The organism is Bacillus thuringiensis, assembly GCF_022095615.2.
Taxonomy (GTDB): domain Bacteria; phylum Bacillota; class Bacilli; order Bacillales; family Bacillaceae_G; genus Bacillus_A; species Bacillus_A cereus_AG.
This window is the reverse complement of record NZ_CP155559.1, coordinates 1930373-1951346: the sequence shown is the minus strand read 5'-3', so window position 1 is coordinate 1951346 and position 20974 is coordinate 1930373. Positions and strand designations below refer to the sequence as shown.

Genomic DNA, 20974 nt, shown 5'->3' with positions numbered 1-20974 from the left:
CCTACTATATCAAACATTCTCTCTAAACTTCTTTAAGAAAATATATTGTAACTTACGCCGAAAAAAGCTAAAATAAGAATAAGAATTTTCTGAATATTCTAAGAGTAGGTGATTACATGTCTTTATTGCGCTCACATATTTGTAAATTTATAGTTGGTGTTCTCATTATATTTATCATTAGTCCTATTCCTGCATTATTCATTACACATAAATATTCATACTTAACTGGCTTTATAAGCATTTTTCATAACTTCGCACAGCTTTCTTCTATGACAATTCCAAAGATTGATTGGATGCACGAATCTATCTTTTTCTCAGCAAATCAGATGGTACATACTTCTAATCATTCAACGCCGTTATTCCCTTACATATGGGAAATATATTTTTTATCGATTGTTCGTTTTACCTTTACTCTTGCAATCGGATTCTTCATCAGTTTAGGGATTGGCCATTTATTTTTTAAAGCACCTAATTCGGTTAAGAAGTTTACTTCTTTATTAAAATGGATTCCGTACTCTTTTTGTACTGTATTATTACAATGCTCAGTCTTATTACTACTTCTATACATCGCAAAATTGATAAAACTTCCTTACTACTCATCTTTTATCATCGTTTGTAGTACTTCCATGGTTATCGTTATGCAAGCAATAAAAAAATGGATTCCTTTCTTAAGTAAAACAAATGAATATGAAATAAAACAATCTTCTTTCCTTGTAGATACATTATTTTTGGCGCTTACCTCGAATCATAAATCTATTCTAGGCTCCATTATTCTTTCATTCGTTTTTATGGAATGCGTTTTTCACGCAAGCGGACTATTGCAATTTATCGTTCAATTCGGCGGAAATGCACCTGTTATTGTTACAATTAGCTTATTACTTTTGTATATCCCGTATTGCATACTCTCATTCCTTCAAACACTATGGACGACAAATCACGTTAAACAACAATCATACACTTTAACGAGAAGTATTCCAAAACCTTAATTTGAAATAACCCTCTAGAATCTGAAAGTAGGGGGTTATTCCTTTTGTATAGCGGACAAAATAACAGCAAATTCAAAAACTATTGCAGAAACATACCAATATTTACCCTTTTTCTTTGACTATTCTTTTCGTTTAGATTTATTATAAAAGTATAACATAATTGCAGGAGGTGACATCTTTATTCCAAACTACGGAATAGAGAACACACTTGGACATATTAAATATTTTTCTCATCTTTGTACTCATCCTTATTTCCGGCTTTTTCGTTGCATCAGAATTCGCTGTTGTAAAAGTACGAAAAAGTCGAATTGACCAACTTGCAAACGAAGGCAATAAACAAGCTTTAGCTGCAAGAAGTGTCCTATCTAATTTAGATGTTTATTTATCAGCTTGTCAGCTCGGGATTACGATTACTTCTTTAGGCCTCGGTTGGCTTGGTGAACCAACTGTGGAACATTTATTACGACCGCTCTTTGAAAAGATTAATATTACTGGAACAATGGCGAATACTTTATCCTTTATTATTGCTTTTAGTTTTATTACATTTTTCCATGTTGTATTAGGTGAATTAGTTCCAAAGTCTTTCGCCATTCAAAAAGCAGAAGCAATCACACTTAAGTTTGCACGACCACTTATTTTATTTGATAAAATTATGTATCCATTCATTTGGCTACTTAATAGTACGGCAATCTTTTTCACAAAACTACTCGGTTTAGAGCCTGCGAAAGAAAATGAACTTGCCCATTCTGAAGAGGAACTACGACTTATTTTAGGTGAAAGCTTCAAAAGCGGCGAAATAAACCAAACCGAATATAAATATGTAAATAATATTTTTGAATTTGACGACCGGGTCGCGAAAGAAATTATGGTCCCTCGTACAGAAATGATTTGCTTGTCTACTGAAAATACGTTAGAAGAAAATATGGACATCGTCGCAACTGAAAAGTATACACGCTATCCGATCATCGAAAAAGATAAAGATGATATTATCGGTATGATTAATACGAAAGAAATATTTCATGATCAAACGAAAGGCATTCATAAACCACTTGAATCTTACATACATCCCGTACTAACGGTATTTGAAACTGTTCCAATTCGCAAAACATTAGTACATCTACAAAAGAATCGTGTTCAGATGGCAATCGTTATGGATGAATATGGTGGTACTGCTGGGCTTTTAACAATGGAAGATATTCTTGAAGAAATCATTGGAGAAATTCAAGATGAATTTGATGCAGATGAATCACCTATGATTGAAAAACGTACGCCGAAGCTTACTGTTTTAGATGGGAAGGTGCTCATTTCTGAAGTAAATGATATATTTGGCCTACATATTGATGATAGCGATTTAGATACAATTGGAGGCTGGCTCCTCTCTCAAGCAGTTGACTTAAATATTGAAGCTGGTTATTCCATTGAATTTGCCGGTTTTCAATTTAAAGCACTAGAACTTGATGGACATCAAGTGAAAAAAATTGCGGTACATAAATTAGACACGAAGAAGGAGTTATAAAGTGACAGTATTATTAACAATATGTATCATTGCCTGTTTCATTGTTTCATTTCTCGCCTTTATTTATCCTATCATTCCAGGCATCCTTGCTGTCTGGGCCGGATATTTCATTTACCATTTTGGTATAAATGGCGGAGAACTAACAACTTCCTTTTGGATTATTCAAGTCATTTTCACACTATTCATTTTCGTTGCTGATTTTATTGCAAATGGATATTTCTTAAAGAAATACGGGAGTTCTAAATCGGGAGAACGTGTCGGTATGCTTTCTATCATTGTCGGATCTTTCTTCTTCCCACCATTCGGTTTAATTATCATACCGTTCTTATCGGTATTTATTACAGAACTCATGCATAAAAAAGCGCCAAAAGACGCCTTTTTAGTAGGAGTCGCTACTGTAGTTGGTTTTTTAAGCAGTACAGTAGCGAAAGCAATTCTCCAAATCATTATGATTATCATCTTCTTGTGTTATATCATCTTTTAACCATCCCGACTTCGGGATGGTTTTTTAATATGCAATACCTACTCGACTATTTTCATATATGTTTTTCTTACATAGATCCCATGCAAAGTGTGCTGTATCACCCACTGTAATTTTCGATCCACCTTCTGGCAATATATCTTTTTCAGTTCGATATACCTCTGTCGCCTCACCATCTATTAAATGTGTCGGACAAACAACTGTCCAACATAAATTATTACTATTATTTAGTACCTTATATGCAGCTAAATGATCTTCTGCTGCTGTTGTCGTTTTCCTTTTTGATTCCGTTGATTGAAAACGATATAAATTTAGATCTGTTCTTGCTTGTAAAATACCAGCTGTTCCTATTGTAATGATCTTATGAACCCCTACTTCTTCCATTTGCTTTATAATATGTGGCATACTCTTCGCTAATGTTCCATTTTGATCCGTTCCAAGTGCACTAATTACTATATCGCTTCCTTCTATCACTTTCTTTATATCATTTTCATTCAATACATTACCTTCTATCACTCGTAACCTTTCATGATTTATTTCTATTCTATTTACATCACGCGCTAATGCTGTCACTTCAGCTGAATCCTTTAATGCTAATTTTATTATGTTTGAACCTACTCGCCCAGTTGCTCCCAATATACATACTTTCATTTGTTTTCCCCCTCTTTCCTTCTTTCTCTATTTTTCAATAATCTTAATCAATTTACAACAAAAAAGCTTCCTCATTTATAAGAGGAAGCTCTATTATTATTTTATTTCTTTTCTTTAGAATCCGTAGACTTCTCAGTTCCACTTGTTTCTTTATCCTTTTTGTCCTCTTGTTGTGTTGTTGTATCGTCTTCTTTCTTTTTGTCCTCACCTTTACTACAACCTACCATTAATAAAGAACTTGCAAGTGCCATAGCAGTTAATGATTTAACCCATTTGTTCATTTGCGTTTCCTCCTTTAGATAGAATATGTACAACCCCATATTACTCTCTATTTTTAAAGGAAAGATTGAAAAATAGTAAATAAACGGTAAATATTTGTAAATTTTCTGATAATAAACATAGCTACCTAGTCTTTTTCTCCATGAAAAGTAAAAAACTAAGGCCCTATCTTTCCGCCTTAGTTTCTTATGCAAACTTCTCATTTTCATATACATGTTTGATCTTATACTCTTTCTTCACAACATATTGCCATACACTATAGGCGTAACGGTTCATTTTCAAAAAGCAGTTTTCTAAAAAAGAGCGGAATTCTGGATTTGCAACTTCAACTGCCATTTGAGCAAACTTTAGTGCTAACCGTTTTAAATGCGAAATATAACAAGTTGCAATATAAATATCCCCTGTATATTTACTATCAGTTTCCTTTTCCATTTCATGAAAATGAAATGGAATTGGTTCACAAGTTATTTGCTGTACATTCTCTCCTTCTTGAAAATTCACTTGTTCATTATATGCTTGCAACATATATGGCAAATGAAACTGTAATAGCTTCTTTAATTCTTCGTCTCTTACCTCTCCTGTATACTCCCCAACCTTATAAATAAGCATATAACTACATCTCATTAATTCTTTCATACAATCCATGAAAGTGCCTCCCTTCTCTTTTGTCTATATGCTATAAATATGATGCTATAACATTTGCTATTCTTGCTAATAACCAATCCCATTTACTAATTTTCTCAAAATCTTCTTCCGAAAATCTTTTTGATTTATGGAAGTCTTCTTTTAATCTGTTCCATACGTCAGCAACAACTGTTTTATCATATATGACACAGTTAGATTCACAATTTAAATAAAAACTTCTATTATCAAAATTCGCTGTACCTATATCAACGATTTCTCCATCAATGATTGTTACTTTCCCGTGAAAAAAACCATTTCGATATTGATAAATCTCCGCTCCAGCATGGTTCATCTCTCTCAAATACGGATAGGCAGCTTGTTTTAACAATACTGCATCACTTTTAAATGGTACGAGAATTTTCACATTGACACCGCGGTTTAATGCATCTTTTAACTCTTTCATCATTTCTTTACTTGGTACAAAATATGGCGTAGCAATAACTAAAGACTTTTTAGCCTGCTTTAAAAGCGCTCCATATTTTCTCCATAAACCTTTTCCATCTGAAAATAAATATTGATATTTCACATTCCCTATTGCAGGTAAACTCTCATGTACAGGCATTTTTTCTCCCGTATCTTCTTTCCAGTCAGCAGCGAATTTTCTTTCCATATCCGTGGCGCCATTCCCATTGACTCGTACATGATAATCACGCCACGGACCAAATTTCGGATCTTGTCCAAGATACTCCTTTCCAATGTTAAATCCGCCGATGTATGATACTTTTCCATCTATCGTAACAATGCGTCTATGGTTCCGTTGATGCAGCGAATAGAATATACGTTGTAGTTTAGGCTTTTTACTAAACGTAAACTGGACACCATTACTTTTTAGTTGACGAATTATCTTTTTCTTCAGCTTATATCCACCTATTCGATCAACTGACAATTTCACTTCTACTCCACTCGATGCCTTTTTCTCAAGCAACTGCAAAAACTCTTTACTTATTTCATCTTTACCTACAATATAAAAATGGACATATATGTACTTTTCTGCATTACGTATATCCTCAAATAATTTCGTATATAACTCTTCACCGTTCGTATAAAGTTGAAATTCACCTAATCGAACTTGTCCTAATTCATCTTCACTAGCCATTTTTTTCCCCATTTCCACATCGATGTTCATCCAAATGAATACACCTATTAAACAAAGGATTACAACGAAAAAGTGTTTCATGGATATTTTCCTTTCTCCACTTACTGTTATTTCTATATCTTCCCTTTTTTAATACATTATCATTCAAGAAAATGCGTCATTACATGATATATGTCCATATCAAACAATAGCTCATTTGCATATTGTATGTTGTATCTTAAAATAAAAGGAGGAAATAACAATGGGCTTCGCACATGGTAATGGATTCGCGCTATTAGTCGTATTATTTATCCTCTTAATCATCGTCGGTGCTGCTTGCTTCTGCTAAGTAGCTATCGTCAGATGATATGTGGATGAAAAAACTATAAAAGCGGACACCTATTTTTAGGTGTCCGCTTTTCATATGAAAACATTTCGGTCTGTTATAATACCGTTAACGACTACATATTCAACTCAAAAAGTTAGTAATGTAGCTACTTTCTTACTCTCTGCCTTACGTATATGACGTTGTTCGGCACGTAAGACTGCAATGCGATGTAATTCTTTCTCTTCTTCTGTTTCAGGGATTACTCGCGGTACAGGAACTGGATTATTCTCCTTACTAAGCGCAACAAAAGTAACAAATGACGTTGCTGCTATACGCTTCTCACCTGAAATTAAATCTTCTGCTACTACCTTCACAAACACTTCCATCGAAGTTCTACCCGTCCAAATTACAAAGGATTCATAACTAACACAATCTGAAGAACGAACAGGATGTAAGAAATCTACCCAATCCATAGATGCTGTGACACATTCTTTTCTTGCATGCCTCGTTGCTGAAATAGAAGCAACCATATCCATCTCGGCTAATATCTTTCCACCAAATAGCGTATTGTGATCATTTAAATCTGTTGGAAATACTCGGCTCGTTTTAAACACTCTAGACTCATTAGCTGTTTTTCCCTTTACTTCAGTCATTATTATCACCCCTTTGATTATTTAATCCGCTATTTGCAGACATTAAGACTCCCACTACAAGGTTCAACTGGAGCAAAGAAGTTCAAGTAAGAGTTCCATTTCCCATGAACACTAGAACAGTATGAGCTGATTATCACTACATGTTTAATATTAACAACATTCAGAACTCTTAGTCCACAAAAAAGAACCGATGTGATCAATCGGCTCCTCTAAATACATATTGTTCTTTTGGCTGTTCAACTTTATTCCATTTCGTTACTTCTAAAACAGGGATATTCGCATGGAACGGCTGATAAAATTCAGTAGAAATTTCTCCCTCTATTTGAATCCAATCATCATTTTTCCATTCTACCCCTTCTGGTTTTTTCACTAACATACCATATACACCCGAATCCGCTACACAATGTATAATACCGAAGCGGAATAAGAAATATTGTTCTTTTTTAGAAGAATCATCCTTGAACACAAACCCTTTAAAAGATAATTTTTTCCCAGTAAATTCGCCAGGATAATTATAAATCGTTTCCATACCTTTTAAGAAGTCCTCGTCTTTTAAAGCAATATTGTCTTTCGTAACAAACTCTTTCTTCCCTTTTTCCATTACACCACGGTATCCTTCTTTTCCGTAATAAATACTCGTGTCCGGTCTTAGAAATTGCCTTGTCATAAACGGATCTTTACTTTCTGCTTGTGCTACTGGAAAATGAAATCCCTTCGCTTTAACAATATCCGAATCTAGTGTCGCAATCGGGAAAAATAATCCTGAGACAATTGGAAAACAGAACAAAGTATACGAAAATGTTCGTTTCCACCATGTATTTTCATCTTTTGAATGGTCGTGCCCACAATGACTATGATCACATCCGCAATTGTGCTGTTCTTTTTCTTTTTCTTTTTCTTTTTCTTTTTGATGCTCTTTTTGGAAAACGATAATAATTTGTACAATCGTTAAGAAACCTAGAATAATTGCTGCTGTTTTTGATAAATAGGCATACTTCATATTGATATACTTCGTAATATTACCTGAAATATGAAGCTGCGCGATTAAGATTGTAAAACCTAATAATATATATGCTCGAAACATAACCTACCACCCCATCGCATAAATGAGTAGTGAGCTTGCATAAACAACAAGTGTAACTGTAACTGTAACGACAATTACAAATTTCGTTTTAAATGTCGCAAGCATCATAAACATATTTTTAATATCCACCATCGGTCCATATACGAGGAACGCGACAAGTGATGCTGTTGAAAACGTACTTTGGAATGACGAAGCAATAAATGCATCCGCTTCTGAACAAAGTGATAAAATGTAAGCTAGTCCCATCATAACAGCTGGTGAAGAAAACGGTCCTTGTCCTATAGCAAGAAGTGTTGAAGTTTGTACGAACGTTTGAACTGCAGCTGCAATTAACGCACCTAACACTAAATATTTTCCCATCGAGAAAAATTCCTCAACAGCATGCGTACATACATCCCACATTTTTTTACGTAATGGACGCTTATGATTCACTTCTGGGAAGTGATCATCTCTTAATTGATGTTCTTTAAACATAAATGATAATATAATTCCAACGATAATTGCTACGATAATCGCTACAATAGAACGATACCATACCATGTGCATACTACTTCCAAAGGCAACATATGTTGCAAATAATACGACCGGATTGATAATTGGCCCCGTTAACATAAATGCAATCCCGGCATATGGCGGAACCCCTTTTCCGATTAATCGCCTTACAATCGGAACAATTCCACATTCACAACCTGGAAACAACATACCTAAAAAAGTAGCCATTAAAACGGACAGAAAACGATTTTTCGGCATCCATTTTGCTACCATATCCTCTGTCACAAACATTTGAATAAATCCTGAAATAAATACACCAATAAGCACAAAAGGAAGTGCTTCGATCAATATGGAGATAAAGATTGTATTCATCTGCAGGAATGCTTTCGGTAATTGAAACAATTCCATGATGTATTTCCTCCAACTTTTCATTAACAATATGTAATTTTAACCCCATTTTATGAATTGGACAAGACTTATACGGAATTCACTCCCTTCATATACATTACATTTTATAAGTTATATTCTATTCAAAACTTTGGATTTCATAGCAAAAAAGCTGCTCTAGCGCAGTTATACAACTATGCTAGAGCAGCTTTCTTATCGTTAAAAGTATCGTTTCTTCCAAAATACAAATGCTAAAGCGCAAGATAATGTTAAACATATTATAAGTACAATTACAAAACCTTGAGCCTCACCTTCAAAGGGAACCTTTACATTCATTCCAAAGAAACTAGAGACCATTGTTGGTAACGATAAAATGATTGTAATAGACGTTAACAGTTTCATAACACTGTTTAAATTATTCGATATAACAGAGCTAAAAGTATTCATCATTCCACTTAAAATGTGACTATATATTTCCGCCATTTCAATAGCCTGTTTATTTTCGATTAATACATCTTCTAATAAATCTTGATCGTCTTCATACATTTTTAAAAATGTACTATTTCGCATTAATTTTTGAATTACAATTTTATTCGCCTTTAATGATGTTGTAAAGTATACTAAACTTTTTTCAAGGCCTAACAATGTGAAAATCTCTTTATTTTTCATCGACTTATTTAATTGATGCTCTAAATCGATTGTTTTTCTGTTAATTTGCTTTAAGTATCTTAAATAATAAGTAGAAATCGTATATAAGAGCTGCAGTGCAAAGCGTGTCTTTTTAAACGTATAAAATTCTTTAATACGTTGATTAATAAAACGTTCAAAAATTGGGTTTTCTTCTAAACAAATTGTCACGAAGCAATCTGGCATTACAATCATACCTATTGGAATCGTGTCATAAATCGAATTTCCTTCTTCATCATGTCTAACTGTTGGAATATCCACGATTATTAAAGTATTATTGTCTTCCTTTTCAATACGAGAGCGTTCTTCATCATCTAAAGGGTCTTTAATGAAATCTAAGTCTACATTTAAAGTTTGTACTAGATATTGAATTTCTTCTTCCGTTGGATGAAGTACATTAATCCAGCAACCCTTTTGCATTTCCTCAACCTCTTGTAGTTTTCCGTTTCGGTCTGTTAAATAAATATTTAACATACTATCACCCCGATTCTTTTTACATGTAGGAATCTACCTCTCTTACATAACAGTTTTTGAACCGCCATTCTCAGCATATGAAACATACGTTTAAATTTCAATAGAAAAATTATTTTGAAAACGTTTTTATAAGAAAAATATTATAAACAAAGAAAAAGACAGAGCGCTCTCTGCCTTAAAAAGCTTATGTTGCCTTTATAACATATTTAGAAAGCATCCACAAGTTAAAGCCCACTGAAATCGTATAACCAGCGTATGTTGAAATAATAAAACTTACATAATCGAAATACGGAAGCAATACGATATTTAAAACTATCTTCACAATAATACCAATTACTAATCCTAGCACTGTTTTCTGTTGTTGATTAATTCCTTGTAACATCGCAGCTGTTACTGTAAAAAGCGAAAATAGTATACAGGCAGGAGCATAATACTGTAAAATAACTCTCCCCATCTCCGGATCATTTCCGGCACCAAATAAAAGAGTATATACTGGTTTTGCTAACAACATCATTCCAATCGCCGCTGGTACCGTAATACCTACTACTAATACATTCGTCCTCGTAAAATGTTTGTACAGTAACTTCACATTCCCTGCTGTATAGGCTTTTGTCATCTCAGGTACGAGAGACATACTAAAAGCAGTCGCAACGGAAACCGGGATAAGTACAACCATCTGGACAAGACCAATTATCGCATTAATCTTCTCCGCTTCTCCTTGCATATACCCTATTTGTATAAGTAGTTTATTAATTGTAAATGTATCAATCGTCTGATACAACGGAATTGCTAAACCAACCACAACAAACGGTATTGAATATGTAAAGAGCTCCTTGTACAGCGAGAAGAAAGATTTTGTTGTTTGCGGTATACTTGCCATCTCTTTTTTCTTTAAGTGCTTTCTCCTTCTTATATAATACGCACTTAAAACTGTTAATCCACCTATCGCTCCCATAAAAGCACCGAACGTTGAAATACCAACAGCTAGCGAGACAGAAGCTTTTAAAATATATAAAACGACAAAGCTTCCTATTAATATGGTTAAGACCCGAAAAAATTGCTCGACAACTACACTTAGAGCAGAAGGCCCCATCGATTGAAATCCTTGAAAGAAGCCCCTTAATAAACTCATTACTGGTACAAGTATTAACGCAAAACTTACAATTTGAATATTATTAGTGACAGCTGTTATACTATTCCCCGTTTGATCATTTCCATCGATTACAAGTTTAGCTAAATGTGGAGCTAATATATATAGCGCAAAACATGAGATGACTCCCATTATTAACATAAAAAAGATACCACTCTTAAGTACTCTCTTAACGGTATGATAATCATTCAGTTGATCATATTTTGATACCATTTTTGAAACTGCAAGTGGTAGTCCCATCGTCGCAATGCTGAGCATAATCGTATATGGACGATAAGCATACGTGTATAAAACGTACCCACTCGTACCGACCATTGCTGTAAACGGTATAACATATATAAATCCTAACATTTTAGATATCATCGTTGCCATCGTTAAAAATATCGTTCCACGTATAAACGGTGACCCTTTCATCACATTCCTCCGCTACGCTTTATTATTATACATTATGGACAACTCTTTTTTTTTAGAACCGAAACAAATAAAAAAAGCCAATGAACAATCATTGACTTTAACGCGCTGCTTTTTTCTTTTTGAAATACTTTAAACCGAAGTATAGAGCAACAAAGAGAACAGCTCCTATAATTATGTAATGTGTGTAATCAGATGCATACTCTTTAATGTGTCTCCAATTTCCACCAAGCTTTTCACCTAAGTATATAAATAGTATTGACCATGGAATAATCGCAACCACAGTATACAGTGTAAATAGTTTTAATGGCATCTTAGCTAATCCTGCTGGGATAGAGATTGCATGACGTACGACTGGGATAAAGCGTGCAGAAAAGATCACTCCTGCTCCGTAACGCTTAAACCAACCTTCCGCTATGTCTAAATGGTGTTTATTGATAAGTAGATATTTCCCATATTTCTCTACAACCGGACGCCCTCCGTAATATCCAAGCCAGTATAAAAAGATTTGGGCTAACGTACCACCAATAGTTCCGGCGATAACTGCACCAACAAAACTAATTTTACCATCCGCTACTAAAAATCCAGCATACGAAAGTACGATTTCACTCGGGATAATTTCAATCATTAAAGCTAGCGCTACTCCAAAGTAACCTAAGCTTGCAAAAAATTGCAATAACTGATCTATTATGCTTGCTAACATTTTATTTTCTATCTCCTTTTTTCTTCACATACCATCCCATTATTACATAAAGGTCGCATTCTGCCAATATCTTCATTCCAACAATATTATCGTCATAAGCATGATTAATCTATTAATGTTTCTTTCTCAGGTTCTTTCATGTAGGCAAACATTTCTTTAATTTGCTCTTCTGTATTTCTAGCAATCGATAAATTAGGCAATTCATTCTCGCCAAAGAACTCCACATCTTCTGTTTCAATGCTAGTTTTCTTTTCGCCACCAATAATCTTACAGGCAATAAAAATTTTGTATACGTGTGTTGTTGAAGGCGATGGTTGATGTTTTTCTTTATCAAATATAGCGAGTAGCTTAAAATCATCCACTTCATAACCCGTCTCCTCTATAACTTCTTTCGCTACTACTTCTGTTGGCGTATAGCCGATATCGGCCCATCCACCTGGCAATGCCCATTTCCCATCACTTTTTTCTTTCACAAATAATAACTTTTCATTTTGAAAAACGACTGCTCTTATATCAACTTTTGGTGTTTGATAGCCTGTCTCACTTGCAAATAACTTCTCTACAACTTCCCAATCTGTCTTTGTGTAATGTGACATCATCGAAATGGAAATATCCCGTAATTGTTGGAAACGCTCTATATCATACACATCTTTAGAATACGTTAAACCCGCTTGGGCTATAGCTTGTATTTGTTTTACCCAATCAATCCATTTTACCGTCATGTTTCCACATCCCCCATACTCTTTTAATTGAATAGTAAGTCAGTTTTATTGATACATCTTTATTATACAAAAAAAGAGATTGATAATGTTCCAATCTCTTTCAAAATTAATCCAATTCATGTAAGTGGTCATGTATATACTTTCTTCTTTTATTTATATATTCATAAATCATATCGGCTTCTTGATCAAATGTTTCTAACTTTTCTTTCATATATGGATCTTGTAGTAAATATGGACGAATCGATTCACACAAACCTTCAACTTTCGGCATCATAAACGAAACGGTAAATTGTTCTTCTAATATTTCTTCCAAAATATTTCGGTATTGTTTTCTAAATACAGGTATATCTAATAACCTTGCACTTAACGTATTATAACCTTGAATACGAATATATTCATGATTAAGTGGTCTCCCTTGTACATCTCGCCCCCAAGTCGCATCATAATCCCACGGTATCACTTCAAATAAATTTGTTTCATCATTATGATATAGTGCATAGTTATGAACGAAACCATCAAAGTTTTGTGTAAAAATAACGCCAGCTAACCACCTTAAATATTTATCGACATGTAGAAACTTCCCAATTTCTTTTTCATAAGCTTCCCTCGACAAAGCATTCGCTTGAAAGACAAATTCACTCAGTTGTTCTTCACTATTTTTATTCGAACATTTAAATTCATAACCCGCAAAGAGCTCAGTCTTCACATCTTTATCTCTCTCACTCATTAAAGAAAAATTCGCATCATCATCTATCGCATAATAAATAGAGCCACTTGGTAATCCTCTATTTTTCAAAAAATTTTCATCAACTGATTCTAACTGTAAATATACACCTTGAATTTGACCATTAATTTTCATAAATACATGTTGTGATTTTGGCGAAAGCACACCAATATCGTGAAAAAAGTCTAAAGATAATTTATTTCGTATGAGAGATGGATCCATAAACTCCGAATTTAAATGAAACTCTTTCGCACCTTGAAATTTTTTCGGTTTATAAAACATAACATGATAAGACTTTTTCTCAAATTCACGAATATGAGCACCTCGGTATACGATATCAATATCATACTTCTTTTTTCCATAAGTTAATTTTGCTGGTACTGGACTTTCTGACCAAATGTCTTTTTTCAATTCCACTACGTACATTGGGTGAATAAAAAAATCATATGAAGGTAGCATATTTTCTCATCCCTTCTCAGTTCTCTTCATTCAATGTATGCGCCTTGCCTTGTCCATACATCCGCTATCATCTATTTATATAAAATTACACTCTTGTCCTGTTCAGAAAGACGTCATATCTCATATCATGTTAAGGAAAAAGAATACCTTTTCAACTTAATACATGATAAGGAGGATTTCTATGAAACGTGATATTAGAAAAGCGGTTGAAGAAATCAAAAGTGCTGGGATGGAGGATTTTTTACATCAAGATCCAAGTGTTTTTGAGTGCGATGATGATAAATTCTCTCATCATCGATGTACAACAGGATGTAAATGTACAACTGGGGGTAAATGTCCAAGAACAAGATGTACTCGTGTGAAACATTGTACGTTCGTTACAAAATGTACGCATGTAAAAAAATGGACATTTGTTACGAAATGCACTCGTGTACGCGTTCAAAAATGGACGTTTGTTACGAAAGTAACGCGTAGAAAAGAATGCGTTTTAGTTACGAAAGTGACGCGTAGGAAGCATTGTACGTTCGTTACAAAATGCATACGCTTTGAAAAGAAATTTTTCTGGACAAAACGAAGCTTCTGTAAAAAGTGCGAATTCTTCCCGCATAGAGACGGTCACTCGTGCGATGATTCATGTGATCATGGCAGAGACTGTCACGATAATGGACACAAATGGAATGATTGCAAAGGCGGACATAAATTCCCATCTTGCAAAAACAAGAAATTCGATCACTTCTGGTATAAAAAACGTAATTGCTAGTTTTTATGCCTACAAAAAAAGGCCGTTTTGCGGCCTTTTTTACGTTCATTGAAAATGACTTATATCTGCAAATTGCTTCACTTCACCTTTATCTTCTTCAAATTCTATTACACTTAGACTAGCACTATGCATAAATGGATCATCCCACACATTTTCTATTTCAATACCCGCAAAATGTCCTACAAGTAGTTTTGCCGCTGCCGCATGGGAAACAATTAATATACTTTCTCCTTTATGCTTTTCTAAAAGAAGCTGTATCCCCTCAATTACCCTTTTATAAACAGACTCAAAATTTTCTCCTGATGTTGACTGAAAAAGATGTGGCTCATACCAAAACAATTGTATTTCGTCTGGATATTGCCTTTCTATATCATCGACTGTCTGTCCTTCCCATATACCCATGTTAATTTCATAGAAATGCTCATCCGCGATTATCGGTATATCACGCTCTCCCTTTATTAACTCTGCAGTATGAAGGGTTCTTTCACTCGGACTACTATAGATCGCATCGATAGATAAATCTTTCATTCGATCTCCTAATTGCTTCGCTTGTAGCATACCATTTTCAGTTAAAGCAGAATTTTTCCGCCCTTGCATTCGCTTCGCTACATTCCATTCCGTTTCACCGTGCCTTGTTACATATACAGTTGTTTTCATTTCTCATTCCCCCTTACCATGTTGGCCGCAATTCCCACGGTTCTACTCGTCCTACAATCCATTCATCACATTTACTCTCAATTCCTTTTATTACACCATCCGATATTTCTTCATGGGTAAGCCATCTCCCGTATGTATTTTCTAATATAAAACCTAATATTATTCTATGGTAGCTACACCGCGTACCTCCTATTTTTTGTGCGGGCATACGCGACGCTTTACTACCTAGAATATGAAAAACGTTGTATGTTTCAGACGATAAGTCTAATTCTCTACAAATGAGTGATAACGTCCCCTTCGCACTTGCGTGTATCCATGCGATAACTAATGTTATTGGGCCATTCCGCTCAATTGTACTTTTAATAGCTAGCTTTATATCGCCGTCATTATGATAATCTAACGAAAGGCATGTGATACTTTCTGGCGCGGCACTCTCTCGCTTAACATTTTCTAATTTCACTTCATCTCGTCCAATAATAGAGACATGAAATCCTTGCTTACAAAGCCACATAGAAACTCTCTTTAGCATTCCTGTTCCGCCAATTACTAGCGCATGCAACTTCTTTCCCCCTTAGTAAAATGCCATGTGAGGTTTATCTTCTTTATAGTAATTAAGTCGGTCTTGCAATGTCCCTGAATGAAACTCAAATTTGTGGCCGTCAGGATCAATAAAATAGATAGACTCACAATCCCTTACATTCCGTTCTCTTCCTTGTAAAATATGAACATCGTTTTCTTCTAATCGCTGCAGTAGACGTTCAAAGTCTTTCTGTTCAACTGAAAACGCAATATGCGTATAAGATTGATGAATCTCATTTCTCGGAATATGTGTTTCTTCATTAAGTGCTACCCATACCCCACATATATTGAAATATGCGAGTTTTCTTCCTTTAACTAATAATTCTCCTTCTAGTACTTTTTCGTAGAATATAATAGATTGTTCTAAATTAGACACTGAAAAACAAAGATGATTGATTCCCTTTAACAACTCTAGTTCCTCCTATACAAATAAAAGATGAGCGAAAATTCACTCATCTTTTATTATACTATTTCTTTGTAATATATGCCCATTTATAACTAAAGTCCCCACCGAACGTATGATTCGCAATACCTTTCACGTATGGTTTTTCTAAATATGCCGTACTTTGTTGGTACGTAGGAGAAATAGCAGCATCTTGACCAATTAAGATTTTTTCAGCTTCCGCAAGTGCATTCCAGCGTGCTTTATCATCCTTTAATAACTCTCCTTTTGATTTCGCTACTAAATCATCATACTTCGGGTTAGAATAATCCATTTCATTAAATGAGCTTCCAGTAACAAACATATCAATATAAGTCATTGGATCTGGATAGTCCGGACTCCATGCCGATAATGAGAATTCATATTCAAATTTCTTTTCTAATTCTAGCTTCTGCTTATATGGTTGTTGTTTCAAATTCACTTTAATACCAGGTAAATTTTTCTCTAACTCTTCTTTAATAAAGTCGCCCACTTTTTTACGGCTACCGTTATCATCATTTAGAAATTCTACTGTAATTGTATCTTGGCCAAGCTCTTTCTTCGCTTCTTCCCATAATTTTTTTGCTTTTTCTGCATTGTCTTTACTATCACGGAAATTTTTATTTACAGAACGGAAATCTTTCCCATCTGGTCCTGTCGTAAATTTCTCAGGTACTAAGAAATATGCTGGTAATGATCCGTCATTTAAAATAACATTGGCAATTCCTTTTTTATCGTATGCCAGATCAATCGCTTCACGAACTTTTTGGTTTTTAAACGTTGCATTTTTTTGGTTAAAACGTAAGAAATACATACGTGGATCTAACTTCGTTTTAAATTCATCTGGCTTATTCTTTTTATATTTATCAACGAATTCAGAACTTAAAATAACTCGATCTGCTTGATCACTATCATATAAATTTACTCCCGTGCTCGTTTCCTTCACAATATTCACATTAATTTCTTCTAACTTCACAGTATCTTTATCCCAATAATTAGGGTTTTTCTTTAACTGATAACTTCGTTCATGTTTCCATTCACTCATCGTAAATGGTCCATTGTATAATAGTTTATCTGCTTCTAATGCATATTTATCCCCTTGTTCTTTCACATATTTTTCATTTAAAGGGAAAAATGTTGGGAATGAAGTAAGCTCAAGGAAATATGGTGCTGGTTGTTCTAATTCTACTACTAACGTTTTATCATCCTTCGCTTTCACTCCTAATTGATCTAACGGTAATTCTCCTTTATTTACTTTCTGTGCATTTTTCACATCAAATAAAATGAATGCATATTCTGCAGCTAGTGCTTTATCTAATGTACGTTGCCATGCATATACAAAATCTTGCGCTCGAACGGGATCGCCGTTTGACCACTTTGCATCACGTAATTCAAATGTATATGTCTTTTTATCTTCACTAATCTTCACATCTTTTGCCATACCTGGAGTTGGCTTATTATCCTTGTCCAAACGATATAACCCTTCCATTGCATTGACAAAGGCACGGAATGATACAGAGTCTGTCGATTTTGACGTATCCATTGAAGGAATTTCTGCTGATTCTAGTAAGTTTAATACTTGCTTATCTGCTGCTCCCTTACCTGCTTCTTTCTTCGTTGTAGATGCCTTCTCCCCATTTCCGCAACCTGCAATTAATACACTAGTTGATAATGCAACTGCAGCAATCGTTGTTACCTTTCTCTTCATTCTTCCTTCCCCCAATCTATATGTATAAATGAAAGCCAGTATAATATATATTATTATACAAAAGATTCAGATTATTTCAAATATTATTTTTGTACAGTAAAAAAAGAAGCGGATAGAACACCCTTCTATCCGCTTCTTTTTCTATTGCTTTTACTTGTAATCCATCCTCTATGTCAAATGGATTTTGAACTTTAAATATTTCGTCCATTATCTTCAAAAACTCTTCCTCATTTTTGGATTCTCCATTAATTGTAAGTGAGTACGGCTCAATCTCACCCAATTTATAATCAACAACAAACTGGATCGTCACCTTTTTCCTTGGCATATCAGGACTTTCTCCTTGAAACTCTACCAATTCTAATCCTTCGGTGCCACGATAATATACCCAACCTGGATTTCTAAAATAATTTTCAAACGATTCACCAATTGAAAAGAACGGATATTCATATAGTGAGCCTGCACGGACCTTTTGAATAATATCTCGATCAGTCGGGAAAAAGAAATGGCTGAAAAAGATACTAGCAACTGCTAAAATCGTAACAATTGTTGCTCCCATTTTACTCGTTCCACCACTATCACGAATGAGATACTTCTCAACCGATTCATCTTGAATCTCTCGTGCTTTTATTCGATATATACGCCTTTCTGCAAATTGATAATATAATCCATTCGCAAAAATCGCCATTCCAAATAAAATAAAAACAAGTAATAGAAACGTTAGAGGCACCATATTAATGATCGGCAGTGCTACGTTGAAACCCATATAATAAGAAAATGCATCGCATGCTAGTAATAACAATACAAACAAAGCTGCAGGTACATAATACTTACGATATCCAAGCCAACCTACATTAAAAATAGCTGCCCAACCATTCCAGCTCCACCTAGCAATCCGCTTATCCTCAAGCTCCCATTTCTTTTTGTAATACGGATATTGTCTCCCTACATATACTTCTAATTCCTTGTCTATTAGCGAGCTTCCTTCACCTTGTTCATTATGCAAGGTCCGCTGGCAACTTTCACAATTCAACTGATTTCCCTTGCAAAGTTGCCCACAATTTATACACTTCAAAACAATCCCTCTTCTCATCCATACGTCATTTCAAAATACCTTCGTGTTTTAATAACCACTCTTTCCTCCATAAACCACCCGCATACCCAACAAGCTTCCCGCTCTTTCCTATTACACGATGACACGGAACGATAATTGAAATTGGATTACGACTATTCGCTCCTCCTATCGCTCGTACAGCTTTCGTATTTCCGACTTTTTCTGCAATATCTAAATATGAAGCACTTACGCCATAAGGAATAGTATAGAGCGCATCCCATACATTTTTTTGAAATGCTGTTCCCTCAGCAGACAGCGGGACCGTGAACTCTTTTCTTTTCCCCTTAAAATATTCATCTAGCTCATTTATACATTGATCTATCGTTTCATTTTTATATTCTTCTTGTCTCTCATCAACAAATATAACAGACGTAATTCCTTTATCGTTCGCTGTAATTTCAAGCAAACCTAATTCACTTTCATAATAAGCCTGGTACATATGTCATCCTCCAATTCAATTCATATTAATTATTGTAACACGAATAGACAAAATTTTTCGTATAAGCGTTTTATTAGGAAAAACAAAAAAGAGAATGATACAATGTAAGAAAATTCAATCTAGGAGGCTGTTGGATGAATTCCGAACTTTTTTCACCTTATACAATTAAGGACGTTACATTAAAAAACCGTATCGTTATGTCACCTATGTGCATGTATTCTTCAGAAAACGAGGATGGCCAAGTAACTAATTTCCATCTCGTTCATTATGGAACGAGAGCTGCCGGTCAAGTTGGTTTAGTTATGATTGAAGCGACAGCCGTGTTACCTGAAGGAAGAATTTCTAACAAAGACTTAGGTATATGGGATGACAGCCTAATTGAAGGCTTACATAAAACGACAACTTTTATACATGATAACGGTGCAAAAGCTGCCATTCAACTCGCTCACGCCGGAAGAAAAGCAGAATTAGAAACGGATGCTCTCGCTCCATCAGCAATTCCGTTTAATGAAACAATGAAAATACCAGTAGAATTGAATATACAGCAAATAAAAAATACTATATTAGCTTTTCAGCAGGCTACAATACGATCAAAAAAAGCTGGATTTGACGTTATTGAAATACATGGTGCTCACGGTTATCTTATTAATGAATTTCTTTCTCCACTTTCTAATAAGCGGACTGATGAATATGGGGGCTCACCTGAAAATCGCTATCGTTTCTTACGTGAAATTATTGACTCAATAAATGAAGTTTGGAACGGACCGTTATTCGTTCGTATTTCAGCAAATGACTATCATCCTGATGGGTTAACGGTTCAAGATTACGTTCAGTATACAAAATGGATGAAAGAACAAGGGGTAGATGTAATCGACTGTAGTTCTGGGGCTGTTGTACCGGCACACATCGATGTATATCCCGGGTATCAAGTACAATACGCGAAACATATTAAAGAGCATGCTAACATTGCAACTGGGGCTGTTGGATTGATTACGACCGGGGCACAAGCAGAACAAATTTTAAATAATAACGAAGCAGATTTAATTTTTATCGGACGTGAGTTACTTCGCAATCCTTACTTCCCAAGAATAGCCGCCAATGAACTTGGCTTTGAGTTACAAGAACCGTACCAATACAAGCGAGCACCAGGGAAAATCCATACGAATAAATAAAACCGAGAATATTATGTACGACTACTTACAGAGAAATTAAAAGTATACTACAAGACAATGTATATTATTTCATAATATCGTTTTAAGGTGTATCAACATTTTGCTTGATACGCCTATTTTTTTATGTATTTATCTCCCGTTCTGAATATGTTACAGGGTTAAAAATCAAATTCCACAATCG

24 protein-coding genes are annotated in these 20974 nt (G+C 34.7%); 6 read left to right on the top strand and 18 right to left on the bottom strand.

The window, feature by feature from the left end; translation table 11 throughout:
• Positions 1 to 116: 116 nt before the first annotated feature.
• From KZZ19_RS10055 to KZZ19_RS10045, 3 genes are all read left to right on the top strand, one after another.
• Positions 117 to 986 carry a hypothetical protein gene (locus tag KZZ19_RS10055; RefSeq protein ID WP_237980962.1) on the top strand — a complete coding sequence of 290 codons (870 nt, stop codon included), beginning with the start codon at positions 117 to 119 and terminating at the stop codon, positions 984 to 986.
• A 208-nt stretch (positions 987 to 1194) separates the two neighbouring features.
• The gene (locus KZZ19_RS10050; RefSeq protein ID WP_098342812.1) at positions 1195 to 2502 is read left to right on the top strand and encodes a hemolysin family protein; all 1308 of its coding nucleotides are present in this window, start codon (positions 1195 to 1197) and stop codon (positions 2500 to 2502) included.
• A gap of 1 nt (position 2503) precedes the next feature.
• Entirely contained in the window at positions 2504 to 2986 is a 483-nt protein-coding gene (locus KZZ19_RS10045) for a DUF456 domain-containing protein (RefSeq protein WP_088096148.1), read from the top strand.
• A 24-nt stretch (positions 2987 to 3010) separates the two neighbouring features.
• Here the strand turns inward: KZZ19_RS10045 and KZZ19_RS10040 are convergent, their stop codons facing one another.
• The 4 genes from KZZ19_RS10040 to cls form a co-directional block, all read right to left on the bottom strand.
• Entirely contained in the window at positions 3011 to 3634 is a 624-nt protein-coding gene (locus tag KZZ19_RS10040) for an NAD(P)-dependent oxidoreductase (RefSeq protein WP_237980961.1), read from the bottom strand.
• Positions 3635 to 3735: 101 nt separating this feature from the next.
• Positions 3736 to 3915, bottom strand: coding sequence for a hypothetical protein (locus KZZ19_RS10035; protein ID WP_001045960.1), 180 nt, complete (start codon positions 3913 to 3915; stop codon positions 3736 to 3738).
• A 184-nt stretch (positions 3916 to 4099) separates the two neighbouring features.
• Complete coding sequence (locus tag KZZ19_RS10030) at positions 4100 to 4558, bottom strand: spore coat protein (RefSeq protein WP_237980960.1); 459 nt, start codon at positions 4556 to 4558, stop codon at positions 4100 to 4102.
• Positions 4559 to 4589: 31 nt separating this feature from the next.
• Positions 4590 to 5774: a cardiolipin synthase gene (gene cls / locus KZZ19_RS10025; RefSeq protein WP_141532608.1), complete on the bottom strand. Its 1185-nt coding sequence runs from the start codon at positions 5772 to 5774 to the stop codon at positions 4590 to 4592.
• A gap of 160 nt (positions 5775 to 5934) precedes the next feature.
• Between cls and KZZ19_RS10020 the strand changes: the two genes are divergently transcribed.
• On the top strand, positions 5935 to 6021 hold the full coding sequence (locus KZZ19_RS10020) for a YjcZ family sporulation protein (RefSeq protein ID WP_000505094.1): 87 nt from the start codon (positions 5935 to 5937) through the stop codon (positions 6019 to 6021).
• Between the two features lie 125 nt (positions 6022 to 6146).
• Here KZZ19_RS10020 and KZZ19_RS10015 read toward each other — a convergent pair whose 3' ends face one another.
• From KZZ19_RS10015 to cotH, 8 genes are all read right to left on the bottom strand, one after another.
• The gene (locus KZZ19_RS10015; RefSeq protein WP_000141167.1) at positions 6147 to 6653 is read right to left on the bottom strand and encodes an acyl-CoA thioesterase; all 507 of its coding nucleotides are present in this window, start codon (positions 6651 to 6653) and stop codon (positions 6147 to 6149) included.
• Between the two features lie 196 nt (positions 6654 to 6849).
• Entirely contained in the window at positions 6850 to 7737 is an 888-nt protein-coding gene (locus KZZ19_RS10010) for a TIGR03943 family putative permease subunit (protein ID WP_237980959.1), read from the bottom strand.
• A gap of 3 nt (positions 7738 to 7740) precedes the next feature.
• Entirely contained in the window at positions 7741 to 8637 is an 897-nt protein-coding gene (locus tag KZZ19_RS10005; RefSeq protein WP_088096143.1) for a permease, read from the bottom strand.
• A 198-nt stretch (positions 8638 to 8835) separates the two neighbouring features.
• Positions 8836 to 9777 carry a magnesium transporter CorA family protein gene (locus KZZ19_RS10000; RefSeq protein ID WP_060630554.1) on the bottom strand — a complete coding sequence of 314 codons (942 nt, stop codon included), beginning with the start codon at positions 9775 to 9777 and terminating at the stop codon, positions 8836 to 8838.
• A 184-nt stretch (positions 9778 to 9961) separates the two neighbouring features.
• A complete protein-coding gene (locus KZZ19_RS09995) occupies positions 9962 to 11341 on the bottom strand; it encodes a putative polysaccharide biosynthesis protein (protein WP_087980887.1) in 1380 nt (459 codons plus the stop codon).
• A 97-nt stretch (positions 11342 to 11438) separates the two neighbouring features.
• Entirely contained in the window at positions 11439 to 12041 is a 603-nt protein-coding gene (locus KZZ19_RS09990; RefSeq protein ID WP_000881202.1) for a DedA family protein, read from the bottom strand.
• Between the two features lie 104 nt (positions 12042 to 12145).
• A complete protein-coding gene (locus KZZ19_RS09985) occupies positions 12146 to 12763 on the bottom strand; it encodes an NUDIX hydrolase N-terminal domain-containing protein (RefSeq protein ID WP_237980958.1) in 618 nt (205 codons plus the stop codon).
• 106 nt (positions 12764 to 12869) lie between these two features.
• Positions 12870 to 13946, bottom strand: coding sequence for a spore coat protein CotH (gene cotH / locus KZZ19_RS09980; protein ID WP_237980957.1), 1077 nt, complete (start codon positions 13944 to 13946; stop codon positions 12870 to 12872).
• A gap of 181 nt (positions 13947 to 14127) precedes the next feature.
• Here cotH and exsB point away from each other — a divergent pair, with 181 nt between their 5' ends.
• Positions 14128 to 14706 (top strand): exosporium protein ExsB, encoded by a 579-nt coding sequence (gene exsB / locus KZZ19_RS09975; protein WP_237980956.1) that lies wholly within the window; start codon positions 14128 to 14130, stop codon positions 14704 to 14706.
• Between the two features lie 45 nt (positions 14707 to 14751).
• Here exsB and KZZ19_RS09970 read toward each other — a convergent pair whose 3' ends face one another.
• From KZZ19_RS09970 to KZZ19_RS09945, 6 genes are all read right to left on the bottom strand, one after another.
• Positions 14752 to 15363 (bottom strand): phosphoserine phosphatase 1, encoded by a 612-nt coding sequence (locus KZZ19_RS09970; protein ID WP_237980955.1) that lies wholly within the window; start codon positions 15361 to 15363, stop codon positions 14752 to 14754.
• A gap of 13 nt (positions 15364 to 15376) precedes the next feature.
• Positions 15377 to 15922: a short-chain dehydrogenase gene (locus tag KZZ19_RS09965; RefSeq protein ID WP_237980954.1), complete on the bottom strand. Its 546-nt coding sequence runs from the start codon at positions 15920 to 15922 to the stop codon at positions 15377 to 15379.
• Positions 15923 to 15934: 12 nt separating this feature from the next.
• Positions 15935 to 16351, bottom strand: a complete 417-nt coding sequence (gene fosB / locus KZZ19_RS09960; RefSeq protein ID WP_088096137.1) for a FosBx1 family fosfomycin resistance bacillithiol transferase — start codon at positions 16349 to 16351, stop codon at positions 15935 to 15937.
• Between the two features lie 58 nt (positions 16352 to 16409).
• Complete coding sequence (locus KZZ19_RS09955; protein WP_237980953.1) at positions 16410 to 18071, bottom strand: peptide ABC transporter substrate-binding protein; 1662 nt, start codon at positions 18069 to 18071, stop codon at positions 16410 to 16412.
• Between the two features lie 76 nt (positions 18072 to 18147).
• The gene (locus KZZ19_RS09950) at positions 18148 to 19161 is read right to left on the bottom strand and encodes a DUF2628 domain-containing protein (RefSeq protein ID WP_237980952.1); all 1014 of its coding nucleotides are present in this window, start codon (positions 19159 to 19161) and stop codon (positions 18148 to 18150) included.
• Between the two features lie 7 nt (positions 19162 to 19168).
• Positions 19169 to 19621 carry a methylated-DNA--[protein]-cysteine S-methyltransferase gene (locus tag KZZ19_RS09945; protein ID WP_088096134.1) on the bottom strand — a complete coding sequence of 151 codons (453 nt, stop codon included), beginning with the start codon at positions 19619 to 19621 and terminating at the stop codon, positions 19169 to 19171.
• Between the two features lie 134 nt (positions 19622 to 19755).
• Between KZZ19_RS09945 and namA the strand changes: the two genes are divergently transcribed.
• On the top strand, positions 19756 to 20793 hold the full coding sequence (gene namA, locus KZZ19_RS09940) for an NADPH dehydrogenase NamA (RefSeq protein WP_237980951.1): 1038 nt from the start codon (positions 19756 to 19758) through the stop codon (positions 20791 to 20793).
• Positions 20794 to 20974: the final 181 nt, after the last annotated feature.

Coding starts and splice junctions, on each gene's coding strand:
- KZZ19_RS10055 (WP_237980962.1), top strand. CDS start 117: ATGTCTTTATTGCGCTCACATATTTGTAAATTTATAGTTGGTGTTCTC.
- KZZ19_RS10040 (WP_237980961.1), bottom strand. CDS start 3,634: ATGAAAGTATGTATATTGGGAGCAACTGGGCGAGTAGGTTCAAACATA.
- KZZ19_RS10035 (WP_001045960.1), bottom strand. CDS start 3,915: ATGAACAAATGGGTTAAATCATTAACTGCTATGGCACTTGCAAGTTCT.
- KZZ19_RS10030 (WP_237980960.1), bottom strand. CDS start 4,558: ATGGATTGTATGAAAGAATTAATGAGATGTAGTTATATGCTTATTTAT.
- cls (WP_141532608.1), bottom strand. CDS start 5,774: ATGAAACACTTTTTCGTTGTAATCCTTTGTTTAATAGGTGTATTCATT.
- KZZ19_RS10020 (WP_000505094.1), top strand. CDS start 5,935: ATGGGCTTCGCACATGGTAATGGATTCGCGCTATTAGTCGTATTATTT.
- KZZ19_RS10015 (WP_000141167.1), bottom strand. CDS start 6,653: ATGACTGAAGTAAAGGGAAAAACAGCTAATGAGTCTAGAGTGTTTAAA.
- KZZ19_RS10010 (WP_237980959.1), bottom strand. CDS start 7,737: ATGTTTCGAGCATATATATTATTAGGTTTTACAATCTTAATCGCGCAG.
- KZZ19_RS10005 (WP_088096143.1), bottom strand. CDS start 8,637: ATGGAATTGTTTCAATTACCGAAAGCATTCCTGCAGATGAATACAATC.
- KZZ19_RS10000 (WP_060630554.1), bottom strand. CDS start 9,777: ATGTTAAATATTTATTTAACAGACCGAAACGGAAAACTACAAGAGGTT.
- KZZ19_RS09995 (WP_087980887.1), bottom strand. CDS start 11,341: ATGAAAGGGTCACCGTTTATACGTGGAACGATATTTTTAACGATGGCA.
- KZZ19_RS09990 (WP_000881202.1), bottom strand. CDS start 12,041: ATGTTAGCAAGCATAATAGATCAGTTATTGCAATTTTTTGCAAGCTTA.
- KZZ19_RS09985 (WP_237980958.1), bottom strand. CDS start 12,763: ATGACGGTAAAATGGATTGATTGGGTAAAACAAATACAAGCTATAGCC.
- cotH (WP_237980957.1), bottom strand. CDS start 13,946: ATGCTACCTTCATATGATTTTTTTATTCACCCAATGTACGTAGTGGAA.
- exsB (WP_237980956.1), top strand. CDS start 14,128: ATGAAACGTGATATTAGAAAAGCGGTTGAAGAAATCAAAAGTGCTGGG.
- KZZ19_RS09970 (WP_237980955.1), bottom strand. CDS start 15,363: ATGAAAACAACTGTATATGTAACAAGGCACGGTGAAACGGAATGGAAT.
- KZZ19_RS09955 (WP_237980953.1), bottom strand. CDS start 18,071: ATGAAGAGAAAGGTAACAACGATTGCTGCAGTTGCATTATCAACTAGT.
- KZZ19_RS09950 (WP_237980952.1), bottom strand. CDS start 19,161: ATGAGAAGAGGGATTGTTTTGAAGTGTATAAATTGTGGGCAACTTTGC.
- KZZ19_RS09945 (WP_088096134.1), bottom strand. CDS start 19,621: ATGTACCAGGCTTATTATGAAAGTGAATTAGGTTTGCTTGAAATTACA.
- namA (WP_237980951.1), top strand. CDS start 19,756: ATGAATTCCGAACTTTTTTCACCTTATACAATTAAGGACGTTACATTA.